Origin of the sequence: Bacteroides eggerthii (assembly GCF_025146565.1) — a bacterium.
GTDB lineage: Bacteria > Bacteroidota > Bacteroidia > Bacteroidales > Bacteroidaceae > Bacteroides > Bacteroides eggerthii.
Genome location: NZ_CP102258.1, coordinates 2,043,728 through 2,070,681, shown reverse-complemented (window position 1 = coordinate 2,070,681; position 26,954 = coordinate 2,043,728). Strand labels below are relative to the sequence as shown.

Here is a 26,954-nt window from a genome sequence, read left to right as displayed (position 1 = left end):
TGCATTTTAAAGAGTTATAAGTCAAATTGTTTTAGAATCATCAATTAGAAGTTAGATACATCGTAGGCCGCTTTCTTTCCCAAAGTGATGTAGACGCCCACATAGAAAAAATGATCGGAGGATGCCAGAACCGCTTTATTATCAATCTTTCCAAACTCGTTTTTCCGCGCCAGAATATTGGTTGCGGAGGCATGGACAATCACTTTTTTGCTTGCCAGATAAGTGATTCCCACATCAAGGCTGTTATAGGGTTTTACCTCGTCATTCATCAAGCCCGGCAGTGCAGGGTTGTGGTAGGGGCGTCCGCTGCTGAATCGGTTCGTCAGACTGACAATGGAGTGCAGGCCCGGCAGGGTGTACTTCAACACAGCCGCCGCATTATGGCGCGTGGCATACTGGGGAGTGGTCAGTTCCGGGTATTTCTGATATTTACGTTTGGATATATTATAGGTATAAGACAACTGATATTCCAGATTCCTGAACAAGGAACGGTCACGAAAAAACAAGTCAATGCCTTTGCTATGGCCGTATCCATTGGAAGTCAGAACTGCCGTCCCCGTATCGGCAGCGGTTTCCTCCAATGCCAGCCGGGCATAATCCTTATAATAGAGTTCGGCTTTGTAGAGACGTCCTTCATTGCTATATTGGGCGCCTAAGTTATACTGCACACATACCTCGGAGAGCAATTCATGCCGGCGTGCCAGCCAGTTGTTCTCCGGCAACTGCGTATAACGTCCTGCAGTGGCAGACAGCACTACATCTCCCCAGTAATAGTTCAATGCCAAACGAGGAGAGAAATTCACTTTCCGGTTCAAGGAGGTATATTCCGTACGGAAAGAAAGCTCCGCCTTCAACTGCTCCACCGGATAATAAGTTGCCGAGAAAAATCCGGCGCTGATTGTAGGCGACATGCGGTTATAGTCCTTGATTCCGGGCAGCAGATAGTGGTTTGCATAATGGCGGATATAGCTTTCAAGTCCCATGTCAAAACGCAGTAGGGATGAAAAGCGTTTAAAGGTCTTCAGTTTGAGATGCAGTTCCTGCTGGCGTTCCAGCCAATCATCCCCCGCCAGAGCCGCACCGTTTATTTTCTCCTCATAATAGGAAAAAGCAGCTCCCGCAAACCAGTCCCATTCGGCAGTTGTACGATGGCGCAAGGTAGCATTGACATAAACATTGTCCTCGCCCAGCCCGAACAGGCGGCGCTCGCCTCCTTCGTAAGTAGAGAAATCCGTCCGGTCGTATTGCGCATAGACCTTCAAAAGCGTTGCGCTGCCGGGAGCATAGCGAAACTGGGCAGCTCCGGCAAACAGGCGATAAGGCTTCTCGAAATCAAGCCTTCCGGAATAAACCTTATCGTAATACTTCAGGTTCTGATAATTCAAATCGACAGACAAAGATCCTTTGTCGAAAGTCCCCGTACCTCCTCCGCCCAAACCGACAGAGGAGAAGTTCATTCCCAGCTTATTGATGTCGCTGTGATCTTTCGTCTCCAAAGGCAGCACCGCCGAAAGCGCCTCCCCATACTCCAGCGGGGCGCCTCCGGAAGCCAGATTGACACCGCTGAACATAAACGTGGAGTAACGGCTGCGCGCCGGAGTGTTTATCCCGTTCGAGGTATAGGGATTCAGCACATGCATACCGTCTATGTAGGTCTGGGTTTCGTAGCTGCTACCTCCCCTCACCAGCAGTTCCCCGGTTTCGCCCTGCACCTGCGTGCCCGGCAATATCTGCAACGCTTTGTACAGGTCACCGTTGGCGCCTCCCACCGTAACCAGATCCACCGGAGTCATATCGCTCCAGCGGCTGTTGGCTACCGGTGTCCTGCGGCCTTTCACCACCACCTCGTCCAGACCTACACTGTCGAGATTCAATTGGAGATATACGGTATCAAGTACCGCTTTCTGCGCTGCGGCAGACTGTAAGATCAACAAGGCTCCCAATACTGAAAAAAATGTTTTCCGCTTCATTCCGTTTTTCTATTTCTGATTCTACTTTTTTGTTTTCGGCAGCAAACATAAATGAAGAATCAGAAGCAAAAAAATATCCGGGACAGACCGCCCGGATATGTGACAAAACGCTTGTGCCCTGTGACAAACAGCGTATTTCTGTGACGAATAACAAAGCCTACACCCTATCTTCTATCAGGGCTTTCACCTGCTTCACACAGGCTCTGGATACGGGTACTTCCTCCCGGCAGCCTCCCAGCCTCAGGCGGCATCCCTGCGAGTTTCCATACACTTCCACCACCTTCTGCACATTGACCAGAAAAGCACGATGGCAACGGATGATGAGGGGACAACGTGCAACGGTCTCCTCCGCCTGCTTCATCGTTATACGCAGCAACTTCCGCACCGGTTTCCCATCTCCGGCAGCAGCAAAAACCACCCTCACATAATTTCCCTCGGCCTCCGCATAAAGGAAATCACAATCGCTCACCTCCAGCACATCCTTTGTCCCGCCGGAAAAGACCAGCCTGCCTGTGTCTCCTTCTTTCTTTTCGGGAGAGTTTCCGTCACCCTCCGCAGACATCTTCCTCGACAGGAAAGAGTTTATTTCGGCCGCTTCCTTCAGATTGCGCGCCAACACCATATTCCGGTTCCATATCAGGCAAAAGACAAGCGGGAAAGGAGCCAGAATCATCACCCACGTGCATACCAAGAGGAACAATGAGCCATTCATCCCTATGCCGCTCAGCCACGATATATAAAGCCATAACCCCACCGCTATCAGAAAGAAGAGCAGAAGCAGGTCCAAGACATATTTGCCCAGCGTCCAATGCTGCTCTTTATAGTAAGAAGGAAACAGTGCCGGCAGCAAATAATGGCAGATGACAGACGCTCCCGCCGTAATGCCCCCCGACCCTATGGCTATCCCCAACTTGCTTCCTTCTTTCAAGGAGATGCCAAACGGCTGGAACGCATAGAGTATAAAGGCCACAATGGCCGAAGGTATAACCACCGATTTCCACCGCTGAAACAGCACCGGATAAGGGCTTCGCAAAAGTGAGACCAATTTATTCATCATATTCCTCCCGAATGTAACCGTTTTGTAATACCGGAGGCAAAACTACGTATTTTTACCCTATAATTGACCTATTATGAATATTCTTATGTTGTACAACATGTATTTTCATAAATAATTCGTATCTTTGCAGTGTTGATAATAGAGAAAACAATAAAAGATGTTTAACAGCTTTCCGAAACGCGGAAGGCAAAAAAAGAAGAAGATTATGAAAAAGAGTTCTAATGAGATTTTTATGTTACAGTACCGTATCAAACGCTATCAGGCAATGGGCAACGGAGCTATGTGCCAAACACTGAACGGCAGACTGCAAAAACTGCTTGCAAAGCAAGCCTCCATAACCATGTAAATTACACCTTTAAATAAAATGAACGAGGGCAGGAAATTTTTCAGTTTCCTGCCCTCTTCTTTTACAGTTCTCCCGCCTGTGCGGGGCCGGCATACCTACACCGTCACGATGTCCTTTCCGAAAGGAGCCAGTGCCAGGGCTGCAAGCTTAAAATGCTGCATGCCGAAAGGAATACCGATTATAGTGATGCACAGCAATATTCCGAATCCTAAATGCGAAAGGCAAATCCATATTCCTCCCAGAAAAATCCACAATACATTCATCAGAATGTAAAGGCATCCGCTTGAACGGTCGCCACTGCGCACATCCTTGCCGAAAGGCCACAAAGCAAGCCCCGCCATTTTCATGGTCTGCATGCCGAAAGGAATTCCCACGATTGTAATCATCATCAACAAACTGGCTATCATGTACTCTACGGCAGTAAAGATGCCGCCAAACACCAGCCACAAGACATTCATTAGACAACCCATTGCATCATTTTTTTTATGTTCGGTACAAATATAACATTCTTTTCCGCTTATTTATCAAATTCCCAGTCCCTAAATTCAAAACTCAGTTGTTCCCAAACGCCTTTTTCATCGTTTTCTTCACGAGGATTGGAGACCGAAAGGCCTATCAGCCGGATGGGATGATGCTCGTAGTCCACTTCCTTCAACAGTTGCTTTGCCAATGGAAGAATGGCATCGAGCGTGGTCAGCTCCCCGGATTGCGTAATGCTGCGGGTGATCTGACTGAAATCATGGAACTTGATTTTCAGCGTCAGCGTATTCCCCCGGAAATTCTTATGCTCCAAACGTCCCACCAGTTCCACCGCCGCATGATACAGTTCGATAATGACCGATGCCCGGCGGTTGATGTCCTTTTCCAGGGTATGCTCACACCCGACAGACTTGCGGACACGCACTGCCTCTACCGGACGAAGATCAATCCCCCTGGCAAAATCATAATAAACACCTCCCACTTTCCCAAACTCACGCATCAGCATTGCCTGCGAACAGGCACGAAGCTGTTCGCCATTGTGTATTCCCAAGACATGCATCTTCTTTGCCGTCACCGGGCCCACTCCCCAAAAACTCTCTATCGGCAAACGAGCTATAAACTCCAAAGCCTGATCGGGATGAATAGTGCATAAGCCGTCCGGTTTACGATAATCGGACGCTATTTTGGCAAGAAACTTGTTATAGGAAACCCCGGCAGAAGCCACCAGACTCAGCCGCTCGCGCACTTTCCGCTTGATTTCTTTGGCTATGTCCACAGCCAAAGGAATGCCGGGCTTGTTTTCCGTCACATCCAAGAAAGCCTCATCCAACGAGATCGGTTCTATGACATCCGTATATTCATGGAAAATCTCATGTATCTGACGGGATACCGACTTATACACATCCATGCGCCCCGGAATGAAGACCAGCTGCGGACACAGCCGCTTCGCCTTCTGCGACGACATCGCCGAACGCACCCCGAACCGGCGGGCTTCATAGCTGGCAGCAGCTACCACGCCCCGCTCTTCCGCATGTCCCACCGCCACCGGCTTACCACGCAGTTCGGGATTGTCGCGCTGTTCTACGGATGCGTAGAAGGCGTCCATATCAATATGTATAATCTTCCGTCCGGTCATCTCCAGCTAACTACCGACGCAAAGATACACTAATTTTTATTTATCCGCAGCAAAGCCGCAGCCGACACCGACTACTGAATATCCAAAACCTCATAACTTTTAACATTATCAAAATGAATCGTTTCTTTCTTACCGTTCTTGCGCTTAATGAGCATATCAAAACTGGTATTACCGCTGTCTTCGTCAATGAATTTTTCTTTCCCATATTTCACAAATTCATCTCCAGCTTTTAATCCGGCCTTTTCCGCAGGCGATCCTTTCAAAACATGATAGATGACTTTAGGCTTCTTTTTTTCAAAAAGAAGGCCGACTGCCTGATAGTAACATTTTTTACTAATAGACTGGTTATAGGGGTGAACTATCGGGAACTGGCAAAACATGAATTCAGCAACATCTGTACAAAAGGGTTTTAAAGGAGGGATAACACTGAAATCAGGAACTTCAAAATCGGCGTTCCAAATTATGGGAGTTACCTTGCAGCCTTTTCTCACTTTCTCTGCATCAAGCATTGTAATGGTGAATTTCATCAGATTCAACACTTTGGTATACCCTCCTCGTGTTTGTGATTCTATATATTGGCGGGGTCCCCAACCTGAACCAATTTCATAACCATACTTATAACGAGTTATAATTTCTTGTGTAGGCGGTGTATAGTTTTCACGACGATCCGAATAATAATTGATAAAGATAAGAACGTCCGGATTATCCTTATCCCGCTTTAGATTCTTTTTGTTCAGTTCTTTTTCTATGATTCCGGAAATCTCTTTTTGCTGGATCACGTTGTTTTCTGTAAACTCAAAATCAAATGTAGAGTAATCATACAAAGAAACCTCTGGATCAGAATAAACTTGCGTATTTTTATAAATGAAAGGATTACTATTCCATGTTCTATATCCGACAAGGCCATACTTTGTTTTTCCCTTATCCATGACTTCCAGTTCTGTGAGATAGCTGTCTTTCTCCAGTTCCATATAGCTTCCTACATTCACAAGTTGTTTACTTCCTCCAACATGATAAACATTATTAACCGTATCTGAGCTTGTCAGCAGGTCACCAGCCCTAAGGCCTGCCATATCAACCTGAGAATAAGGCTCTACCTTAGTAATGTACCAGCACTCTTCTTTTTCTCCATGCACCACATTAGTAATTCCGTACATATCACAGCCGAAAAACTCTTCCATCTCCTGCGCCACCACATTCAGAGACATAAGCACCATAATCATTAACAACACATGTTTCTTCATACTATTAAATTATTAATGCACCCCGTCCCCTGCTGATGCAATTATAAACAAGTAGCGTGGGAACTATTGAATATTACTGCACTGAGGCCCTGAACTGCCCTTCTTCAAATAATAAACAATAGCCCACGCCAAACGATATATAAACTCCCCCTACGCATGGGGCAGATATATAACTCTGACATGAGCGTCTCCGTTTATTATCCTTGAAGAATGAAATTGTTCAGGTTTCAGTACAAGATAATATTCTTAACGCCCTTTCTTTACTAATAAAAACACCTTCCAGACCTTAACGCATTAAGCGCCTGAAATCATTGCAAAGATATAAAAACAACTTTTATATGCAAGAATTTATAATTATTATAATGCAAACCGATGATTCAAACAGGATATATGATTCCACTATATTGGGAACACAATTCAGCCCTATTGGGAATATAGTTCAGTCGTATTGGGAACATGGTTCAATCGTATTGGGAAAATAGTTCCCACACTATGAAAAATAGTGGGACTATGACCCTATTGTCACTCAGCACTTTACAAAAGCAGTTTTATGCCCGATATCCGGAAAGTACGGAACTGTGCGCCAGATAGTCGGGAGTTTCGGCATAGATATACATCACGCTTCCTCCCTTGATGGCGTCGATGATGGGGCGGGTGAGTTTCTGCGGAACAGCCGGACAGCCGAAGCTGCGCCCCAGACGTCCGCCTTTGCCCACAACCGAAGGGTCGGCATAGGCAGCTCCATGCATCACAATGGCACGTTCGCGGGCGCGGTCGTTGATACCCCTTTCCAGCCCGTTGAGGATGAGGGAGTAACCGTTTTTTCCCTGATAGGTGGTCTCCGTCAGGTAGAAACCTAAGGAACTTTTATAAGAGCCGTATTCGTTGGAGAAAGAAGTGGCATACACCCCGCCGCTGTTCTTCCCATGCGACACAACGGAGGAGAACAATAGCCTGTGCTGTTTCATGTCGAACACAAAAAGGCGCTTCTCGGTGGACGGGCGGGAGAAATCGATCAGTGTCAGTACATCCCGTTTGCGGCCTGCTATTTTATGATAACCCGTTACTGCCTGGCGGAAAGCATCCCACCCCACTATGCCTTCCAGCTGCATGGTGCGGTACAGCTGGGCACATGCGGCAGCCTCCACCGCCAACGCAACATCCTTCCGGTCCGGCACATCGGCAGAATACCTGTTTCCAAAAAACAGGAAACAGGGAAAAAACAAGAGTAAAAAGGACAAGCAAAATCGCAACATAAGTATCGACCTGAAAAATACCGGCGACAAAGTTAGCAGTTTTCATCCACATCACTATCACACAGATAGTTAAAAAGGAAGGTACTATTCGATAACAACTACTAAAGAACGCTCCTCCGGCGCCCAGTCGAAGATGAATTTAGCGTGTGAGGTGGCATTGCGCACACACATGTGCGAGCGCGGTGTGGTGCCCAGCGACCAGCTATATTCAATCATCTCCGTACGCGGAACGTTCACCGGCACTCCATGAATGTAGGCCCCATTGGTGAAACGGCTGGCATAAGGCGCATATCCTCCCGTCGCCGCAGAACCGTCTTTCAGAAAGACCATGCGCGACTTCTTTTGTTGGAGCAGATACATGCCCAGCGGGGTTTCCTGCGCATATGGCGGTGCATGCCTCCCCGTAGTGGCGGGATTCATGCTACGGATTTTCCAGTGTCCCTTGTCCACACGTTCCAGCGTAGTGATGTTCTGGTCCAGACGGTCTACGAACACCACGTGATTAAAGGCGGTACTATCGTCCAACCGCTTCAGATAGCGGTGGGGAACCAGCCATTCATCTTCCAAAGTAATGGGAAGGATACGGTCGAAGCTGCCCTCCATTCCCCGCAGGCAGGCCAATGTCCCGTCCCTGCCATAACGTTCGGGAACCAGTGTATCGCCCGGCAGGTACAGAGGAACGGATTGGTAACGCTCCACTCCGAGCGTATCTGCCACACGACGGCAAGTGTTACGCACGAAATTACGCACCAAAGGAGCCTCCCGGTTCATATTCTTATAATTCTGCAACACCACCCACTGCACAGAGTCCCGTTGCATGTTCTCAATATAAGCCAGACAGTTGCGAATCACATCCCACTTGAAGGAACGCACCGTATCCTTATACGGATAGGTGTCTTCCAGCGTATAAGTGTCATAAAGCAAATCTTTGGTAAGCGTCACATCGTCCGCCGTCAGCAGCTTCTCTTTTCGGGGGACTTCCACTACGGGCACAACGGTGTCGGCAGATACAGGCATCTGTGCAACAGAAGATAAGGAATGTTCCTGACGTTCATTACATCCTGCCAACGCCAAGCATACAGCCAAAGCGGAAAAAAGGAAGAATCGTTTCATAAAGATAAATTTAAGTTCGTAATCGGGTTCAAAATCTTCATGAATACCTAATTCTACGAACAAAGATATAATTTTTTTCTTAACTCAACAACGATTGATATCCTATAATTGTTGCCCGGCAGGAGCATATAAACCCACACTTGGGCGGCATCAATCTAACTTTGCAACTTGGTTGCATCTCCTATCCCTTATCTTTGCATTAAAAATAAAAAAAGCAGTATGGCACATCATAGTTGTACATGTTGCTGTGCGCATGACAATGCACAGACCAAGAACATGCCGGAAAAAGCCGGCTTCTTTAAGGAATACTGGAGAATATTGCTCTCATCCGTCATTCTTTTCAGCGGAATAGCCCTGAGCATGGCAAATACGGAATTCTTCAAGAACGGAACCGTTACCTTTGTCTGGTACTCACTGGCATACCTGCCCGTAGGCTTGCCCGTCCTGAAAGAGGCTTGGGAAAGTATTCTGCAAAAGGACATTTTCAGTGAGTTCACACTGATGTCCGTCGCCACTTTAGGAGCTTTCTACATTAGGGAATATCCGGAAGGAGTAGCCGTAATGCTGTTCTACTCACTGGGAGAGCTATTCCAAAACAAGGCTGTCAGCAGGGCAAAGCGGAACATCGGCGCACTGCTGGATGTCCGTCCGGAGACAGCGACAGTCATCAGAGACAACGCAGCCGTTACCGAATCGCCCCGCAACGTACAGGTAGGCGAGATTATCGAAGTGAAAACCGGAGAACGTATTCCGCTGGACGGGAAAATGCTGGGTGAGGCCGCCTCATTCAACACCTCCGCCCTCACAGGCGAAAGCGTGCCGCGCACCATCCGGAAAGGTGAAGAAGTGCTTGCCGGGATGATTGCCACCGACAAGGTGGTCAGGGTGGAAGTCACGAAACCCTTCGAGAAAAGCGCCCTCTCCCGCATACTGGAGCTGGTGCAGAACGCATCCGAGCGCAAAGCGCCTGCCGAATTGTTCATCCGCAAGTTCGCACGTATCTATACACCGATTGTAACAGGGCTCGCCCTATTGATAGTGCTGTTGCCCTTCCTCTATTCATTGATGAATGCACAGTTCATATTCGTTTTCAACGACTGGCTGTACCGGGCGCTTGTGTTCCTGGTTATCTCATGTCCTTGCGCTCTGGTGGTAAGTATTCCTTTGGGATACTTCGGAGGCATCGGCGCTGCATCCCGCTTGGGCATACTGTTCAAAGGAGGGAACTACCTGGATGCCATAACCGGAATCAATACGGTGGTATTCGACAAGACAGGTACGCTGACCCAAGGCACATTCGAGGTACAGTCCTGCCATACGCGCCCCGACATATCCGAAGAAAAACTGATACAAGCCATCGCTTCCACCGAACGCAACAGTACGCATCCCATAGCAAAAGCCATTACAAGCTATGCCGGACAAAGACAGATACCGCTTGTTTCAGCAACGGACATTACGGAAATCGCAGGTCATGGCCTTGAAGCAATGATAGACGGGCAGCACGTCCTCGTTGGCAACACCCGCTTATTGTCCAAATATAAAGTGGAATATCCCCAAGAGCTATCCGAAATAGCCGATACAATAGCAGTCTGTGCCATCAACTCAACTTATGCGGGCTATCTGCTGCTGTCCGACACGCTGAAAGCAGACGCACACAAAGCCATAAAAGACCTGAAAGCCTTAAATATCAATAATATTCAGATATTATCGGGCGACAAACAGGCTATTGTCACTAACTTTGCACAGAAATTGGGAGTGGCACAAGCCTATGGCGACCTTCTGCCCGACGGAAAAGTAGAACACATAGAGGAGTTGCGGCAAGATGCGGATAACCGGATAGCCTTTGTTGGCGACGGCATCAACGACGCTCCTGTCCTTGCCCTCAGCCACGTGGGAATTGCAATGGGAGGATTAGGCAGCGACGCCGCCATCGAAACCGCCGACGTGGTAATCCAAACCGACCAGCCCTCCAAAGTGGCTACCGCCATTCGTGTGGGCAAGCAGACGCACCGGGTGGTCTGGCAGAACATTTTGCTGACGTTCGGGGTTAAGTTATCGGTGCTGATCTTAGGCGCCGGCGGATTGGCAACCCTATGGGAAGCTGTCTTTGCAGATGTCGGCGTAGCCCTCATTGCCATAGTAAATGCTATCCGAATACAGAAACTGGTAAAATAAGAAAAGCCGGACCACATTATGGAAGAAAAAGATTATTTAGACCTATTGGCCAAAAGAGAGATACAACCAACCGCCATACGTATCTTGGTGTTGCAAGCCATGCTGAAAGCAGGACGTTCCGTCTCTCTGCTCGATTTGGAAAAGATACTGGATACGGTGGATAAATCTTCCATTTTCCGCACCATCACCCTTTTCCTGTCCCACCATCTTGTGCACAGCATTGACGACGGGACAGGCTCTTTCAAATATGCAGTCTGCAGCGCCGGTTGCTCCTGCGAGGTCAACGACCTGCATACCCATTTTCATTGTGAGGGATGCAACAAAACGTTCTGTTTCAACAACATCCCCACCCCGGTAGTACAAGTGCCGGAGGGATTTACCCTCAGCAGCATCAATTATGTGCTGAAAGGGCTATGCCCCGAATGTGCCGCAAAATCTCACAAGAAAGGCTGATCATATTATTTTTTCACACTGCTTTCCCTGATTTGCAAATGAGTGGGAATAACCACCTGCTTGATCGTTTTGTCTCCCCTTATCTGTTCGATGAGTAAACGGCAGGCCGTTTCACCCATCAGATAGGTTTGGTGGGATATGGCCGAGAGCTTAGGCTCTACATAATTAGCATGCTGCTCATCTGTGTATCCTATAAGAGCTACGTCTTGCGGAATACGAAGCCCATGCCTCTTTATAACTTCCATTGCCGCGAATGCCAACGTATCATTCATGGCAAGAATAGCATCAGGCGGCTCAGGAAGGGACAATAATGTTTCTGTCGCAATCTTGCCTTCCTCATAGTCAATCTTACGGCACACCACCAGTTCCCTTTCAATAGGTATCTTATTCTCGCGCAACGCCTCCAAATAGCCATGCTTTCTCCGTTTCACTATGTCCAGATGATTGGCCCCGCCAATGAATGCAATGCGCCTGCTTCCATTATCCAATAAATGCTGCGTAGCTTTTTGAGCCGACTGAACCCCGTCTGCCACCACAGTGGAAAAGAGTTCCGGCAAACAGACGCGATCAAACAGAACAACCGGCATGTTGATATCGGACAGAGTTGTGAAATGACGATAATCGGTAGTCTCCTGCGACAGGCACGCTATAATGCCCTCTACACGCATATTCACCAGATTCTCTATATTTCTTTTCTCGTGTTCGTACAACTCATGCGAAGTAGCTATAATCACAAAATACCCATTAGCTATCGCCATATCCTCTATACCACTCAATATGGAAGAAAAGAAATGCGTTACGATTTCAGGTACTACCACCCCTATAATCCTCGGAGTGTTCTTCCGAAGGCTCATAGCAAAAGGATTGGGACGATAGTTCATCTCCCTCGCCAATTGCTTGGCCCTGGCACAAAGTTCACGACTGATTTCCGGGCTATCCTTCAAAGCTCTTGACACTGTGGGAATAGATACTCCAAGTATCCGGGCCATATCTTTCAGTGAAGTGTGTTTTTGGTGTTCCATTCACAGATTATCATTAGGTTTACTTCACAAAGGAAGCATATTTTTTGCTAATACCGTAAGAATGATCCCATAAAAATATCAATCATTAATGAAAAGAAAAGTCCCTGAATCACTGAAATTCAAGGACTATTTAATCGCAGCTGTGGAGCTGGAGGGAATCGAACCCTCGTCCAAACGAGGAAATCATAAGCTTTCTACATGCTTATCTTTGCCTAAGTTTTCGTGTAACGGCAGAACCAAAGCCATCAACCGTTACCTTATCCTCTAAAGTTTCATTCGCACTCCGAGGCAAGTACGAACTATCCCCGATGTAACTGCACCACTTTACCGGAACGCTTCGGAGCAACAGCTTCCGAGTGATGTCTCGTCCCAACACCTTGTATCGGGATTAAGCTAATCTACTATGATTCGATTAAGCAGCAAGAGCAAATTGTCTTTCGCCAGATAAAATTTTGAAGACTGAGATTTAAGTGCAAATCAACGACGCACTGCATGCTTACTTACCATTTCTGCCCGCTGTCAAATCCAGTCAACCCCGGATATTTATAACTTGCAGAAGTTATGTGGCGGCAAAGATAAGAATTATTTTCCGTATTCTAATTTTTACCCGGCAAATTTATAGCTTCCATATCTTCGACATCCGAAGAAAACCGCCAAAAACATGCCGAATTAATTCCGGCAACCAGTGTATTGCGCCGAATGATGACCGCGCATGAATAGCGGAAGTAGTACTGAAAGAAAGAGGAAGCCTGCTTTAGGAGCCTGCCATTAGTTAATCTTTCGTAAATGAGTTTCCGGGAACAAAGAACTTCGCTAACTTTGTTCTTCAAACTCATTGTTATAAACTGACGGAGAAGTATGAAGAAAAAAATGATATGTCTTGCCGGACTTTTAATAGCTGCAAGCACCTATGCCCAAACAGATGTCACCACCGGTATAATGCGCGGCAAGGACTATGGAGTGACTTACCTCCTACCCCAAACCGAAATCGAAATTGTGGTGGAAGCCACCAAACATACGTATATGCCCGGAGAATTCTGCAAATATGCCGACCGCTACCTGCGCATGAACGATGTTTCGGCCGATCCGAATATCTACTGGACCATCGACAAGCTGCAAACACGCGTAATCGGCTTGCCCGACAAAGATAATGTATACTTTGTCAAACTGAAAGACAAGACCGTAGCTCCGCTAATAGAACTTACCGAAGACGGCATTGTACGTTCCATCAACATGCCGCTTAGCAGCCGTTCGATACCGGCAACCAAAATCACCGCCGCTGCGCAAGAAGCCATAGACCCGCGCAAATTTCTGACTGAAGAAATACTCATGGCAAGCTCCAGAGCAAAAATGGCGGAACTGGTAGCCAAAGAAATCTACAACATCCGCGAAAGCAAAAACGCATTGCTTCGTGGCGAAGCAGATAATATGCCGCAGGACGGAGCGCAACTCAAAATCATGCTCGACAATCTGAATATGCAGGAACGTGCCATGACAGAGATGTTCTCCGGTACTCTGAAAGAAGAACCCCAAACCTTTACAATCCGCCTGACGCCCAAAGAGATGAACAACGAAATAGCGTTCCGCTTCTCCAAGCGGCTGGGGGTAGTGGCCAATGATGACTTGGCAGGCGAACCGTACTATATCACCATAACCGATATGAAAACTCCTGCCATCCCGGAAGACGACGGAAAGAAGAAGGTGGACGGAATTGCCTACAACGTTCCGGGACGTGCCCATATCACGCTGACCGGCAACAACAAGAAAGTATTCGACGGTGAGCTGCCTATCACGCAATTCGGCACGATAGAATACCTTGCCCCCGTATTATTCAATAAAAATTCTACGATAAAAGTATTGTTCGATACAGCCACCGGCGGGCTGATAAAAGTAGACAGGGAAAACAATTAAAAAGAAAGCTGGATAAATCCGTCCTTTTGTAACTGCATAATATATTTCGTGACGCGGAAAGGATAGTTGTCATCATCCCGGAAGTGTCCGGCAAGCAAAGAGATTATTTCCTGCACAGTCCGCTGTCCGTCTATCAAACGCCACACAGCAGTGCCATGCTTCTCCAGCTTCACATGTATATCGGCCGACATGCCTTTCGGCAACAGGAAACGACGCATCCACTCATATTTAAACCGGGGGAAGGAAAGCACTGCGCACTCTCCCTCCCACTCGGTTGTAATGTGCCCGCATTGAACGGGAACGACATCCAGCAGATTTACTTTTTCTTTCGTATCTGACATATTGCCGTTATCAAGCCTTAATATTGGGCTCTTCCAAACCAAGCCCTTTCTTCTTGTCAACAATCTTAAGGATAAATCCCAGCACCAAAGCGGCAATGCCAAGGCAAGCCAGCATCACAAGCGGTGCGGTGTAATCGTACGAAACGGCAGCCTCTTCCGGAGTGATCACTCCGTTTTTCAAATCAGCCACAAGCTGCGTATTAGTCTTGTCGAGCACCTTTCCGATGAGAAGCGGAAAGAGCCAAAGACCTATATTCTGAACCCAGAAGATGAGCGCATAGGCACTACCTATGATTTTGGCGTCGACCAGCTTCGGAACACTGGGCCACAAAGAAGCAGGAACCAATGAGAAACTTGCCCCAAGCACCAATATGGTAAGATAGGCCACGATGATACCTCCGATCGCATTATCCCTGAACTCCGGAAGTACAAAGGCGAAAGTGAGGTGACACAGTACAAGCAGCATGGAACCGACCATCAGCATCGAAGCCGCCTTGCCTTTATGGTCGACATAGTTGCCAAGTATCGGAGTGATGCCCACAGCAAGCAAAGGGAATACGGCAAATACAGTTTCCGCACTTTGGCGCATATAACCCATATAGCAGAAAACAGCCAGCAGGACACCGGCAACAGTGAGCAAACCATATTTCATGCCCGCTTTCTTCATAAAGTTACTTGCAAAAGAAGCACCTGCCACAACAAGCATAATGCAATACTGGAGAACCGTCACCGTATTGGTAGCCCAAAAAGAATCGGAAGGTACTTCATTGAACACCAGATTGCATTGCAGCATGTTCACAGCATACTTTTGAAACGGGAATATGGCGGAGTAATAGAGTACACAAAGGAGCGCCACCAGCCAGAAACCACTGCTCGAAAGGATGGTACCGAGGTCGCTGATCTTGAACGGATCGTCCTTCTCCTCAGCCTCACCGGTCTGCGCATCGAGCTTTCTATCCATGAAGAAGTAAACAATAAACATGATAAGTGCGATAAGCAGCAGAACTACGCCGAACGCCACCGAACGGGAAACGTCGATAACGCCCCCTAATTTAGCAAATACCGGAGAGAAAATCATGCAAGTAGCAACTCCCAGACGGGCAAGAGCCATTTCCGATCCCATGGCAAGAGCCATTTCACGACCTTTGAACCACTTGACAATACCGCGAGACACCGTAATACCTGCCATTTCGACTCCACAACCAAAAATCATGAAACCTATTGCCGCAAACTTAGCCGATGCCGGCATGCCTCTATAAAACGGAGAGATGCCCAATTCGTCGAAACCGGGAATATAGTTCAGGTTGTTAGTGAACCAGGTTTGAAGCCCGCTTCCCTGAAAAGCATCCGTCACCGCATACCAGTTAATGGTGGCGCCGACAAGCATCACAGCCCCGGAAAGGATTGCAGTGAAGCGCACTCCCATTTTGTCGAGGATAATACCCGCGAAAATGAGGAAGAACACAAATACATTCAGAAACGTCTCCGAACCCTGCATCGTACCGAATGCAGTTGAGTCCCAGCCACGTGTAGACTGCATCAGGTCTTTAATAGGTGAAAGAATGTCCATAAAGATATATGAACAGAACATGGCGAATGCTAAAAGCAGTAACACCAACCAGCGCATACCTGCCGAGTCGCGTAGCGTCTGGTGAATTTTGTCAGTAGTTGTCATTACAATATATTATAATATGGTTTATAGTTTCAAACGGATAATACCCGGTTACAAAAGTAACCAAATATCAGGGGGTGCTTAAACTTTCTCCTTAAAATTTAAAACAGGCACCAAAATAAAGACAGGCAGAATTGCACAATATTTATTGTACAATTCCGCCTGTCAAGAAATTACAGTATTTCTCGAATATCAGTTTGCTGCAGAATCGCCAACTGCCGGAGCAGGAGTTTCAGCTTGCGGAGCAGCCGTACCTACGGGCATATTGTACGGATTTGTTTTTTCTTCCTGTTGTGCCTGTTCCAGAATTACATCACCGCCCTTATGAGAAGCAGAAGGAATGACGTAAGCAGAAGCAACACTCATCACCACCAAAAACACAGCGAGGCCCCATGTTGCCTTTTCCAGAAAGTCAGTAGTTTTGCGTACACCCATGATTTGATTGGATGATGAGAAACCCGAAGCCAGACCACCGCCTTTGGAATTCTGAATCAACACAATGAAGCACATCAGTAAGGATGCAATCACCATTAAGATAACTAATAATAAGTACATTTTGTTATTTTGATTTAGCGTTAATAATCAATTTCTCTAAAAATCTTATTTGGTCTGCAAAGTAAGCATTTTTTTTTGGATAATTCAAACTTAATTTTTTAATAATTTCAAGTGCTTTATCATATCTGCGTTGTTTTACGTAGATTTTAGCCAAAGTTTCTGTGAAACAGCTATCGTCCATACCGTCTTGCACAGCCTGTTCCTCATAGACACCGTCTCCATCGGGAAGAGGCGTTTCATGCTTCGGCAGAGACATTGAAGCCTCCTCTTCTTCCTCGAAAGATGTTTCCTCCTCTTCAAAAGAGCTGTCTTCTTCTTCCGGAGCTCCGGAGTCTTCCGCAAGATACACCGGTCTCTCAAACACAGACAACTCTGTCGATTCGCTCTTACGGATGAACCCGTCTATCAGCTCATGCCCGCGCAGTTTAGGCGCTTCCTGCCCGTCGTCCGGTGCGGAATCCGACTGCCCGTCATCTTGCAACAAGTAAGTGGTGTAGTCCATTGTATAGTCCAACTCCGTAACCTGAGAATGTTCTTCAGGAATGGTTGCCAAGAAAGCATCTATTAAAGAAAGCGTACGGTCCACACTAGGCTCTTCTTCCAGCACTTTGGAAGAAAGCAAAGACGGTTTTCGGGATTTCAGCGTGTAGCGGTCGCCTTCTATCAGGTAGAACAAAACACGCCTGTCCGCCACATACAGCACAGCCTTACGCAATTCCGCACCAAACGTGATGTCATGCAGCAGGTAGAGGTTCTTCAGATATAACAACCGGAGTGACTGGAAATAAGGATACCGGGCCACTAACGTACGAAGCTCGTACAGAGTGTCCTTATTCAACATTTCAGGATGTTGTATCCATTGTTGCAAATAGGCAGAAGTCATTCCTCGGTTACCAGTTAGCTACGGTTGAGTTAAATATTTGTTCTGTGATATCTTTTATCATCTTGCTTATCAAGTCATCCTGCACATCTGTCAGCAACAAGGATGAGTCGTAAGTCTGGAAAGCGGAGAACTGTTGTTCAAAGTCTTCCTCATGGTTGGTGTTGTTCACATAGCGCACATTAACGGTCATGGTCAGCTTCACTTTAGAAGAAAAGCCGTCGGCGGCAACAGCTTCGTTATACTGGTTATAGCCTGTTATCTCACCGTCTATTTCCAAATCGCCGTTGGCGTTCACCAGTTGCAGACGGGTCTGCTGGATAAACATATCCTTGAGTTTCTGGTTGAACTCCGTAGTCATGGGAGCATACACATATTCCGCACGATTAGGAAATTCGGCAATCGTGATAGTCTTTACTTTGCTATAATCAATAGAGCTGATCGGGGCAAGTCCCATGGAGATGCGGCAGGAATACACCACGCACACCAAGCCCACTAACGCTGCCGCCAGTGTTATTTTCTTAATCCAATCCATATTCTTTTATCTTTCTGTATAGCGTGCGTTCTGATATGTTCAGATCCTTAGCCGCACTTTTGCGTTTTCCATGATGCCTTTCAAGCGCCTTACGTATCATCTCCTTCTCCACTTCGTCCAGCGAGAGGGATTCCTCCACGTACTCCTCCGTATCTTGAATATCATCATCCATTTCAGGAGCAGACTTTACGGATGGGTGTATTATGGTGGGCACTCCGGCGGCAGGCACAGAGGTCACTACGGCAGGTGCAGGCGTATAATAGGCGGCAGGCGTTACAGCCTGATTCCCCACCGATGCGCGTTCAGTCATGATCTCGTGTACCAGTTTCTTCAACTCGGTAACGTCCTGACGCATGTCAAAAAGCACCTGATACAGTATTTCGCGTTCACTCTCAAAACTCTTTCCCTCGTTCTTTGCGCCTAACAGGGCGGGCAGACGCTGCGAATTGCTCTGTTCGGGCAAATAATTCTTCAAAATAGAAGCATTGATCTCTCGATTCGTTTCAATGATAGAAATCTGCTCCGTTATATTCTTCAGTTGGCGTACGTTACCGGGCCATGCATATGCCAGTAATACCTGTTTGGCATCCTCGGTCAACTGAATGGCAGGCATACGGTATTTCTCGGCAAAGTCCGATGCAAACTTGCGGAACAGCAACACCACATCCTCTCCACGTTCACGCAGGGCCGGGACCTGAATAGGTACAGTATTAAGACGGTAATACAAGTCTTCGCGGAAACGTCCGTCGGCAATCGCCTGTGTAAAATTCACATTAGTGGCAGCCACAATACGCACGTTCGTCTTCTCCACCTTAGAGGAACCCACCTTGATGAACTCGCCCGTTTCGAGCACACGAAGCAGACGCGCCTGTGTAGACATAGGGAGCTCCCCTACCTCATCAAGGAAAATCGTTCCGCCGTCCGCTTCTCCAAAGTAACCTTTCCGTTCACCGATAGCACCGGTAAAAGCGCCTTTCTCGTGACCGAAAAGTTCCGAATCGATCGTTCCTTCAGGAATAGCGCCACAGTTTACGGCGATGTATTGCCCATGCTTCCTCCGGCTGTACTGGTGGATAATCTGCGGAAAACTCTCCTTACCCACACCACTCTCTCCGGTAATCAGCACCGACAGATCGGTAGGAGCTACTTGAATGGCAATATCAATGGCACGCATCAGTGCCTCGTTATTACCAATGATGCCAAAACGTAATTTTACTTGTTGTATTTCCGCTTTCGTCATACTACAAATCTTCTTCTACACTATCGAGTTTCAGTTTATCACTGTCGTCACGTCTCTCGTAATACTGTTTCCGCAGAGGATTGGCATGTGCCTCCTTTTCACGCAGGCGGTTACGGAACACGTCGATTGCCACGTAGACAGCCTGGCGGAACGAGTCTTCAGAGGCAAGTCCTTTTCCGGCAATATCGTAGGCCGTACCATGCGCAGGAGAAGTACGTACTACGGGAAGTCCTGCAGTATAGTTCACACCTTCGTCCATAGCCAATGCCTTGAATGGAGCGAGTCCCTGGTCGTGATACATTGCCAATACACCGTCAAAATGGGTAAAGTTACCGGAACCCATAAAGCCGTCGGCAGGATAAGGGCCGTAACACAACATGCCTTTTTCAGCCAGTTCTTTAATGGCGGGAATAATTATCTCCTGTTCCTCCGTCCCCAACAGACCGTCGTCACCGGCATGCGGATTCAGAGAAAGTACGGCAATGCGCGGCGCTCCTATGCCAAAGTCCTGCTTCAACGAGCGGTTGAAGATCGCCAGCTTCTCCTGTATCAGTTCCTTGGTAAGCGTCGATGCAATCTCCCTTACAGGAATATGCCCGGTCACCAATGCCACCCGGAAATCGTCTTTCATCAGAATCATCAAAGCCTTCCCGCCATTGCCCAGCTTCTCTTCAATATACTCCGTATGGCCGGGGAAAGAAAACTCTTCCGACTGTATGGTATGTTTGTTGATAGGAGCAGTGACAATAACGTCAATCAGTCCTGCCTTGTATTCCTCAATCGCTTTCTCCAAAGCGCCAAGTGCGGCCTTGCCAGCCTCAGGGTCGGGTTTGGAGAACTCAACCTTCACTTCATCATCCGTACAGTTCACAACACTCAAACGATTCGGCGCAGCCTCGGACGCAGAATTTACAATACTGAAATTCGTCGGCAAGTCCAGTGATTTGCGATGATAGGCAGCCACCTTGGGCGAACCGTAAATAATCGGAGTGCATAACTCCAGCATTGTGGGATCCGAGAAGGTCTTTAAAATCACTTCATATCCCACTCCGTTTATATCTCCTTGAGTTATGCCGATTCTTATTTTGTTATCTTCCATTCTTATTTTTCTGTTTTAATAGAATCTTTTTTTGTTATAGCCAAAGGCATTTCGTTTCCTTCCTGTTTGCTTCCCGGCAATTTGAGCGTGTATAATGACGCTTCCATCTGGCGCACCAGGTTACGTTTCATCTTATCGGGCGAGTATACAAATATTTCAGATACGATAATGCGCTGATTAGCCTTATCCAAACGGACATGAGACACATACGGACCACCCATATAGTCACCCTTCACACGCCACAGGCCGCGGGCTTCCAAAGCATATTCACCCTGCACACTGATAGGGCGCACATCCGTCATCAGCGAGTCCGTTTCCATGTACATGCCCTCGCTCGCACCGGGAATGTTGATTTTCATCACAGAGTCCCGCTTATGCACGAAGTACTCCTTCGTAAATGTATCCTTGTCTGTATAAGGATAAGAATAGATGACAAAGTTCTGATCACCGGTAGCCGCATTCGTTCCTGCCCAAAAGAAGTTTTCCCCCTGCTTGCTTGCGGTCAGTTCACCGGGTATCCACACGTCACAGTCGAACATGCTCTTCACTTTTGTAGAAGCATAGTCACTGTGTTTATTCTCCAGCACTGAAATTTGGCGGTTCATCTCGGCACGAGTAAAGAAATCTATAATCACCTGTTTGTTTTCTTCCACAAACTTTTCAAAAGATTCCTCGTCCGGCGCCTGAATAGTCAGAATAGACTGCGGAGCAGCATATACATTCTTTGCATATTTGAATTTGGGCTGCGTGTACAAATCCTTGTTCACCTCGACGATGATAATATTACGGATCAGCTTCAAGGTGGCATCATAGTTGGAGGGAGAAGTGTACATAATGCGGAATGAACGTTCCGACTGCGGCAATCCCGGTACATCGGAATCAAGCACATCATAAAGTGCGCGACCGGCAGGACGTTCCCACAGTCCCTGATCAACCACTACCAGAATTTCATACGCCCGGCCACTTGATGTCGGAGTAAACACACCCTTCTTGCCATTACCGCACGCTGAGAACAGCGCGAGTACCAGGGCCATACTTAAATAAAACAGGTGTCTCTTCATATATCCATGTATTTTAGTTTTTACAAAGCTACGAAAAAGCCATATAAGCTTGACGTCAAAGTTAATAATTTATATTAATTCTTCTTTATTCCCCTCTTGTTTGGCCGTTGAAAGCATACCGCATGCAGCAAATATATCTTCACCGCGAGAAGCACGAATGGTAGTAAATAATCCATGTGATGTCAGATAATCGCGAAGCGCTGTCATGGTCTCCATATCGGCTCCTTCCAGATCCACTCCCGGAATAGCATGGAAACGGATCAGATTAATGCGGCAATCCAAGCCGCGCAACAACTTCAACAATTCTTTGGCATACAGCAATGAATCGTTCACTCCTTTAAAAACAATATACTCGAAAGATAGTCTGCGTTGTTTGCTAAAATCATAGTTTCTTAACAGTTCTACAATCTCGGTAATGGAAAAAGCCTTTTCCGCAGGCATCAGTTCACGCCGTTGCTGGGGAACCGGGGAGTGCAGGCTGATTGCCAAATGGCAGTCCGACTCTTCAACGAAGCGTTGCAAGCCTTTACGAAGCCCTACGGAAGAAAGTGTGACCCGTTTCGGACTCCAACCGTAACCGTAGGATGCGGTCATCACCTCCAATGCTTTCAGCACCTCATCGAGGTTGTCCAAAGGCTCTCCCATGCCCATCATAACCACATTGGTCAGCTTGTCGCGTTCGGGCAGAGAGTTTATCTGATTGATAATCTGACCGGCAGTCAAGTTGCCGGTAAATCCTTGCTTACCTGTCATGCAAAACTTGCAATTCATCTTGCAGCCAACTTGAGAAGATACACACAGCGTAGCCCTGTCCTCTTCCGGAATGTAGACAGCTTCCACATAATGCCCTTCTCCTACGCGATAGAGGTACTTCACCGTACCGTCCACCGACCGCATGGCATCCACCGGCGCTTCACCTCCCACTTCATATATATCTTTCAGCAGGTCCCGGTGTTTCAACGACAGATTCGTCATTTCATCTATGGAAGCTACTTTCTTGCCGTATAGCCACGAAGCAATCTGTTTAGCAGCAAATCCGGGCATCCCCAGATTCTTCACTACTGCCTGAAGTTCGGTTAATGTAAGACCTAAAAGAGGTTGTTTCATTCTAAATTATATATTTACGATAAAAACGATAATCCATCCGCCGGATAAATTACCATTTGCAAAGGTATGAATAAAGTTGCACAAATGAAAAAAAGCCGTTCGACATTTATCGAACGGCTTTCCAAGTATTGTAAGTTTATACTGTTTTCTTAGAAATACAGATAACGGTTGTCTTTTACCTCTGCTTTCAGATACAGGTCATTGATGAACTGCCCTGCCATGCGTGCGTGCATATTCTCCAGGGTGGTCTCCTCTGTTTTCTGATCGTAAGTCTCGCTCAACTTTTCCTTGGCATAGGGCTGGAGAACAAATACACCGCCGTTACCCTTAATAGGTGCGCTCAATTTGTTCAACTCGGCAGTTGAAGCATAAGCGCCTACCAACGGCTCACTGCTGCGCAATACCGGAACATAAGCCGGAGCTGCAAAAGTGACGTGTTTTACAGAGTCGCTGACAGCATTTGCCATATTCTTATACTGATCGAAAGAAGTTGCACCGGCAGCCTTCATATCCGCCATGATCTTCTCGGCTTTCTTGTCGCGGAGGATTTCGCTTCTCAGCTGTTCTTTAACCATAGACAACGGGCGGTAGCCTTCCGGAGCAATGCCTGTAACAGCCACTACCATCATGTGGTCGCTTTCGCCACATTCATACAATCCGGACACTTCACCGGCTTTTGCCGTAAACGCCCATCTCAAGGCCTCTTTTGTACCTTTTACACCACCGATAGCATGTTCCGAGCTATACAAGTCTGTTCTATCCAACAGTCTGTAACCGGCATCTTCCGCATTGGCAGCCAGTTTCTCTAATGTATTATTAGCAGCAATGAATTGGCTGAAATCATTGTATGCCTTGCTATAAGTTTCCTTGCTGAATTCAACCGGACGCTTGATAACAGCCACTTTGTATTTATCCTTTACAGCCTTCTTGCTCATTACCTGCAGAATAACGTTTGCCTGTCCCAAAGCGAGGTTAGCCAGTTCGTTCTGTCCTAAAGAAGTAACGGCTGCAATATACTTCAAGTTATCACCGTCAATCTGGGCTCCTTCGTAATTAGCGGAAGAAATCCAGGTAGGCTCACCTGTCTGGCCATACTTCTTAGCTATTTCTGCAAAGTCAGCACCACCCTTGATAGCGTTATAAACGCTGTCAGCCAAAGTCTTGGTCTTGGCATCATCTCCAGCTGTAATCTGAATCTGACGGAACTGGATGGAGTCTGCCATAGCGGCAGTAGCCAGTTTCTTGAAAGAGTTGATCGTATTGTCCGACGCATTGTAGTAAGGGCCATAAACCTCGCCGACTTTCACTGAATCCAGACGGGCAACAACATCAGCCGGCAATGCTTTGTCGGTATAATACAGATCGGTATACTGCTGGGTAGAACCGGTTGAACGGATGAAGTTTGCATAATCGGAAGAAGTCTCTCCTAACTGTGCCGTATATTCTTCCACTTCTTTCTGGATATCGGCTTTATCTTCCGGACTTGCGGTAACCTGTACGTCGATATACTTAATGTTACGGGTTTCCACATACTGTCTGAACTGTTCTTTCTTCTTGTCGTATGCTTCTTTCAAATCGGATTCCTTGATGACGATTGTAGAGTCCACGATAGAAGAGTAAGGAACAGCGGCCAACAACAAGTCGGACTGATCTACACGTGCATTGAAAGCATCTTCAGCCTCAACAGGGTTGGAGAACAATGATTTCGTGATCAAAGCCTGGTATTTTTCTTGCAGACGTGCCTGGATAAGCGACTTTTCAACGAAAGCCCAGAAGTTATACATAGACTCGTAGTATTCTGCATATTGAGCCGGCATCTGAGCCTTATTCATCTTAGAATAGTCCACCAGGAACTTCTTCAGCATATCCTTGTCGAAAGCACCGGTTTGCGGGTTACGGAACGGTGTTTGTTGCAGCATCGGATGTGCACCGGCATCGATAATAGCCTGAAGCTCTGCCTTAGAGACAGTCAAGCCCAACTTTTCAGCTTCGTTCTCAATCAATTTATTGTTTACGTATGCTCTCCATACTTCGTCTTTGATCTGGTTTGTTTGCTCATCACTCAGAGCGTTCATGCCGCTGGAGAATTTCACTACTTCCGTATATTCCTCTACCAATGCCTGAAAATCCTGAGCGGAAATTGTTTCCCCGTTCACTTCACCTACATCTTGTGACTGGTGCGGCTGAAGTACTTTCCACGCGTCTCCCGCGATGAAAGCAAACAGCGCCAAACCAATAACAATCACCAATAAGGGCCCTTTAGACCGAATGTTTTGTAATGTTGCCATTTTTGTTAATATGAATTATTTGTTTATTATTATTTTCTTTCCAAAGTTCATTTTAGCGCACGAAGATACAAAAAATGCTAATACGCATCTATTTATTCTTTAAAAATTTACGCTGAAACGAAATTATTCCGCGACTTTCAACCGTACCAGCTCTATTTTAGTGGCTGTCACCTTTATTATCTTAAATTGATATTCGTCAATAGTGACCACTTCATGCAGTTTCGGAAAACTCTGGTAACGATTCAGAATCAATCCGCCTATCGTAAGATATTCGTCCGATTCCGGAAGTTCAAGATTGAAAGTTTCGTTCACTTTTTCTATTTCAAGACGCGCGGACAAGACATATTCATTCTCACCGATCTGTTTACAGATATAAGAGGTGTTATCGTGCTCGTCCTCGATATCTCCGAATATCTCTTCCACCAGATCCTCCAAAGAAACGATGCCGGATGTGCCGCCGAATTCGTCCACAACAACGGCAATCGTCTTTTTTTGCTGCATAAAGAGTTTCATCAGCTTATGCGCTGCCATCGTTTCGGGCACAATGGGTACTTCCTTCACATTGTTTCTCCAGTCCGCCGGATTTCTGAACATCTCGGACGAATGGATATAGCCGATCACATTATCTATGTTTCCGTCATACACGATTATCTTTGAAATGCCCGATTCCACAAACAGGCTTTTCAGCTCCTCAAGCGAGGCGGTCACATCCACCGCCACTATCTCCGTACGGGGAACGATGCAATCGCGTATCTTTATGTTGGAAAAGTCGAGTGCATTCTGAAAGATCTTCACTTCCGCGTCCAGCTCCTCTTCATTCGCAGCATTCTCTATGCCCGACTGTACAAAATAATCCAAATCCACCTTGCCGAAAGCCTTCTCGGACGCTTCCTTATTTATCTTCATGCCAAACAGCCGCAGAAAAACATAAGACAGTCCGGAAGAGAGCTTGGAAATGGGAAACAAGACGACGTAACAAACAAACAGGGGAACTGAAAATACTCGCAGCGCCAAATTCGGATTGATTTTGAACAGGGTCTTGGGAAGAAACTCACCCGTCACAAGGATAACGAGCGTGGACAGGATGGTCTGCACCAGAACCATAATGAAATGATTGTCAATGACACCTGCCAGCAAGTTCACCTCGATAATCTGCGCCATAAGGATACCGTAGATAACCAGCGCGATATTATTCCCCACCAACATGGTGGAAATAAAGTTATTAGGATTACGGAAGAAGCAGGAAAGGATGCTCGACGTAACGCCCGGCTTACGCTCCATTTCAAAGCGCAACTTATCTACGGAAACAAAAGCAATCTCCATACCCGAAAAGAAGGCCGAGAAAGCCATGGTTATCAACAAATAAATAATAGTATCCATTATATCATCTGATGCTGTCCGTTCTCAACGTATCAGAAGGTGCGGCGCTATCCTCGTCCACATAAAAGATTCCCTCTGTCTTGAAAAAACGATATTTTGTTAATTGTTCATTCGATTCGAAACCAATGGCGTAGATTACCTGGTCGGGCTGTTCTATGCGCACCCTCCTGTCGGAATACACACGCTTTTTATTCTGGTCCCAGTACAGCAACTCCGTATCAAACTTCTCACCTTTCAGATTTTGCACATGTACATTTCCCATAAGCTTCCACAGTTCTTTCTTATTATAGTAATAAGCCGTATCCGCCTTGATGCTGGCCTCCGTATGAAACACAGAGTCGAACTTTTCCAGATAGATACCCTTCTCGAACGCCCAGTAAGGCGGGTTCTTACGGTCATAGATCAACCACTCCGCCGTATTGACGCGATAGCGGGTAATACCCGAATCGGAAATCAGCGTCGTCACTCCTTTGGTGTCCATAACCGGTAACGAATCACGCTCGGTAATGGCAGCTCCCATATCTTTTTTCCGTCCGGAACAGGAAGAAAATAAAAGAAGCATAACCATTACCCCAAGGGCAATGGTTATGCTCATATTCTTATGTCCGACAACGTTGGGTTGTAGCGACATATT

Annotated in this window: 24 protein-coding genes and 1 other RNA gene; 4 read left to right on the top strand and 21 right to left on the bottom strand. The window is 46.8% G+C overall.

Going from position 1 to position 26,954, the window contains the following annotated elements; translation table 11 throughout:
* Positions 1-44: 44 nt before the first annotated feature.
* The gene (locus tag NQ546_RS08425) at positions 45-1,970 is read right to left on the bottom strand and encodes a TonB-dependent receptor plug domain-containing protein (protein WP_004289686.1); all 1,926 of its coding nucleotides are present in this window, start codon (positions 1,968-1,970) and stop codon (positions 45-47) included.
* 157 nt (positions 1,971-2,127) lie between these two features.
* Positions 2,128-3,027, bottom strand: a complete 900-nt coding sequence (locus NQ546_RS08420; RefSeq protein WP_004289684.1) for a LytTR family DNA-binding domain-containing protein — start codon at positions 3,025-3,027, stop codon at positions 2,128-2,130.
* 205 nt (positions 3,028-3,232) lie between these two features.
* Between NQ546_RS08420 and NQ546_RS08415 the strand changes: the two genes are divergently transcribed.
* Positions 3,233-3,373: a hypothetical protein gene (locus tag NQ546_RS08415; RefSeq protein WP_021939747.1), complete on the top strand. Its 141-nt coding sequence runs from the start codon at positions 3,233-3,235 to the stop codon at positions 3,371-3,373.
* 95 nt (positions 3,374-3,468) lie between these two features.
* Here NQ546_RS08415 and NQ546_RS08410 read toward each other — a convergent pair whose 3' ends face one another.
* The 5 genes from NQ546_RS08410 to NQ546_RS08390 form a co-directional block, all read right to left on the bottom strand.
* Positions 3,469-3,843, bottom strand: coding sequence for a YccF domain-containing protein (locus tag NQ546_RS08410; RefSeq protein ID WP_004289682.1), 375 nt, complete (start codon positions 3,841-3,843; stop codon positions 3,469-3,471).
* A 47-nt stretch (positions 3,844-3,890) separates the two neighbouring features.
* Complete coding sequence (dinB, locus tag NQ546_RS08405; protein WP_004289681.1) at positions 3,891-4,988, bottom strand: DNA polymerase IV; 1,098 nt, start codon at positions 4,986-4,988, stop codon at positions 3,891-3,893.
* Positions 4,989-5,059: 71 nt separating this feature from the next.
* Positions 5,060-6,169: a DUF4136 domain-containing protein gene (locus NQ546_RS08400; RefSeq protein WP_259812423.1), complete on the bottom strand. Its 1,110-nt coding sequence runs from the start codon at positions 6,167-6,169 to the stop codon at positions 5,060-5,062.
* Between the two features lie 611 nt (positions 6,170-6,780).
* Complete coding sequence (locus tag NQ546_RS08395) at positions 6,781-7,488, bottom strand: murein L,D-transpeptidase catalytic domain family protein (RefSeq protein ID WP_004289679.1); 708 nt, start codon at positions 7,486-7,488, stop codon at positions 6,781-6,783.
* A gap of 84 nt (positions 7,489-7,572) precedes the next feature.
* The gene (locus NQ546_RS08390; protein ID WP_039953215.1) at positions 7,573-8,601 is read right to left on the bottom strand and encodes a L,D-transpeptidase; all 1,029 of its coding nucleotides are present in this window, start codon (positions 8,599-8,601) and stop codon (positions 7,573-7,575) included.
* 219 nt (positions 8,602-8,820) lie between these two features.
* On the opposite strand from NQ546_RS08390, the gene NQ546_RS08385 reads away from it, so the two are divergent.
* Positions 8,821-10,776 (top strand): heavy metal translocating P-type ATPase, encoded by a 1,956-nt coding sequence (locus NQ546_RS08385; protein ID WP_039953137.1) that lies wholly within the window; start codon positions 8,821-8,823, stop codon positions 10,774-10,776.
* 18 nt (positions 10,777-10,794) lie between these two features.
* Positions 10,795-11,229: a Fur family transcriptional regulator gene (locus NQ546_RS08380; RefSeq protein WP_004289676.1), complete on the top strand. Its 435-nt coding sequence runs from the start codon at positions 10,795-10,797 to the stop codon at positions 11,227-11,229.
* 5 nt (positions 11,230-11,234) lie between these two features.
* On the opposite strand, the gene NQ546_RS08375 is transcribed toward NQ546_RS08380, so the two are convergent.
* On the bottom strand, positions 11,235-12,251 hold the full coding sequence (locus NQ546_RS08375; protein WP_004289675.1) for a LacI family DNA-binding transcriptional regulator: 1,017 nt from the start codon (positions 12,249-12,251) through the stop codon (positions 11,235-11,237).
* A 140-nt stretch (positions 12,252-12,391) separates the two neighbouring features.
* Positions 12,392-12,788: a transfer-messenger RNA gene (ssrA, locus tag NQ546_RS08370) on the bottom strand.
* A 321-nt stretch (positions 12,789-13,109) separates the two neighbouring features.
* Here ssrA and NQ546_RS08365 point away from each other — a divergent pair.
* The gene (locus NQ546_RS08365) at positions 13,110-14,162 is read left to right on the top strand and encodes a DUF4831 family protein (protein ID WP_004289674.1); all 1,053 of its coding nucleotides are present in this window, start codon (positions 13,110-13,112) and stop codon (positions 14,160-14,162) included.
* On the opposite strand, the gene NQ546_RS08360 is transcribed toward NQ546_RS08365, so the two are convergent.
* The 12 genes from NQ546_RS08360 to lptC form a co-directional block, all read right to left on the bottom strand.
* The gene (locus NQ546_RS08360; RefSeq protein ID WP_004289673.1) at positions 14,159-14,503 is read right to left on the bottom strand and encodes a PqqD family protein; all 345 of its coding nucleotides are present in this window, start codon (positions 14,501-14,503) and stop codon (positions 14,159-14,161) included. The genes NQ546_RS08365 and NQ546_RS08360 overlap by 4 nt on opposite strands.
* 10 nt (positions 14,504-14,513) lie before the next feature.
* On the bottom strand, positions 14,514-16,178 hold the full coding sequence (locus tag NQ546_RS08355; protein ID WP_004289672.1) for an MFS transporter: 1,665 nt from the start codon (positions 16,176-16,178) through the stop codon (positions 14,514-14,516).
* Between the two features lie 189 nt (positions 16,179-16,367).
* Positions 16,368-16,730 (bottom strand): preprotein translocase subunit SecG, encoded by a 363-nt coding sequence (gene secG / locus NQ546_RS08350; protein WP_004289671.1) that lies wholly within the window; start codon positions 16,728-16,730, stop codon positions 16,368-16,370.
* Between the two features lie 4 nt (positions 16,731-16,734).
* A complete protein-coding gene (locus NQ546_RS08345; RefSeq protein WP_004289670.1) occupies positions 16,735-17,613 on the bottom strand; it encodes a hypothetical protein in 879 nt (292 codons plus the stop codon).
* A 7-nt stretch (positions 17,614-17,620) separates the two neighbouring features.
* A complete protein-coding gene (locus NQ546_RS08340; protein WP_004289669.1) occupies positions 17,621-18,145 on the bottom strand; it encodes an LptE family protein in 525 nt (174 codons plus the stop codon).
* Positions 18,132-19,385, bottom strand: a complete 1,254-nt coding sequence (locus NQ546_RS08335) for a sigma-54 interaction domain-containing protein (RefSeq protein WP_004289668.1) — start codon at positions 19,383-19,385, stop codon at positions 18,132-18,134. Before NQ546_RS08335 ends, NQ546_RS08340 begins: the two co-directional genes overlap by 14 nt.
* A 1-nt stretch (position 19,386) precedes the next feature.
* Positions 19,387-20,484, bottom strand: a complete 1,098-nt coding sequence (gene pdxA / locus NQ546_RS08330) for a 4-hydroxythreonine-4-phosphate dehydrogenase PdxA (protein WP_004289667.1) — start codon at positions 20,482-20,484, stop codon at positions 19,387-19,389.
* Between the two features lie 2 nt (positions 20,485-20,486).
* Entirely contained in the window at positions 20,487-21,545 is a 1,059-nt protein-coding gene (locus tag NQ546_RS08325; RefSeq protein ID WP_004289666.1) for a DUF4837 family protein, read from the bottom strand.
* Between the two features lie 69 nt (positions 21,546-21,614).
* Positions 21,615-22,652, bottom strand: coding sequence for a 23S rRNA (adenine(2503)-C(2))-methyltransferase RlmN (rlmN, locus tag NQ546_RS08320; RefSeq protein ID WP_004289665.1), 1,038 nt, complete (start codon positions 22,650-22,652; stop codon positions 21,615-21,617).
* 149 nt (positions 22,653-22,801) lie between these two features.
* The gene (locus NQ546_RS08315; RefSeq protein WP_004289664.1) at positions 22,802-24,940 is read right to left on the bottom strand and encodes a peptidylprolyl isomerase; all 2,139 of its coding nucleotides are present in this window, start codon (positions 24,938-24,940) and stop codon (positions 22,802-22,804) included.
* 123 nt (positions 24,941-25,063) lie between these two features.
* Positions 25,064-26,320, bottom strand: a complete 1,257-nt coding sequence (locus NQ546_RS08310; RefSeq protein ID WP_004289662.1) for a hemolysin family protein — start codon at positions 26,318-26,320, stop codon at positions 25,064-25,066.
* 4 nt (positions 26,321-26,324) lie between these two features.
* Complete coding sequence (lptC, locus tag NQ546_RS08305; protein ID WP_004289661.1) at positions 26,325-26,951, bottom strand: LPS export ABC transporter periplasmic protein LptC; 627 nt, start codon at positions 26,949-26,951, stop codon at positions 26,325-26,327.
* Positions 26,952-26,954: the final 3 nt, after the last annotated feature.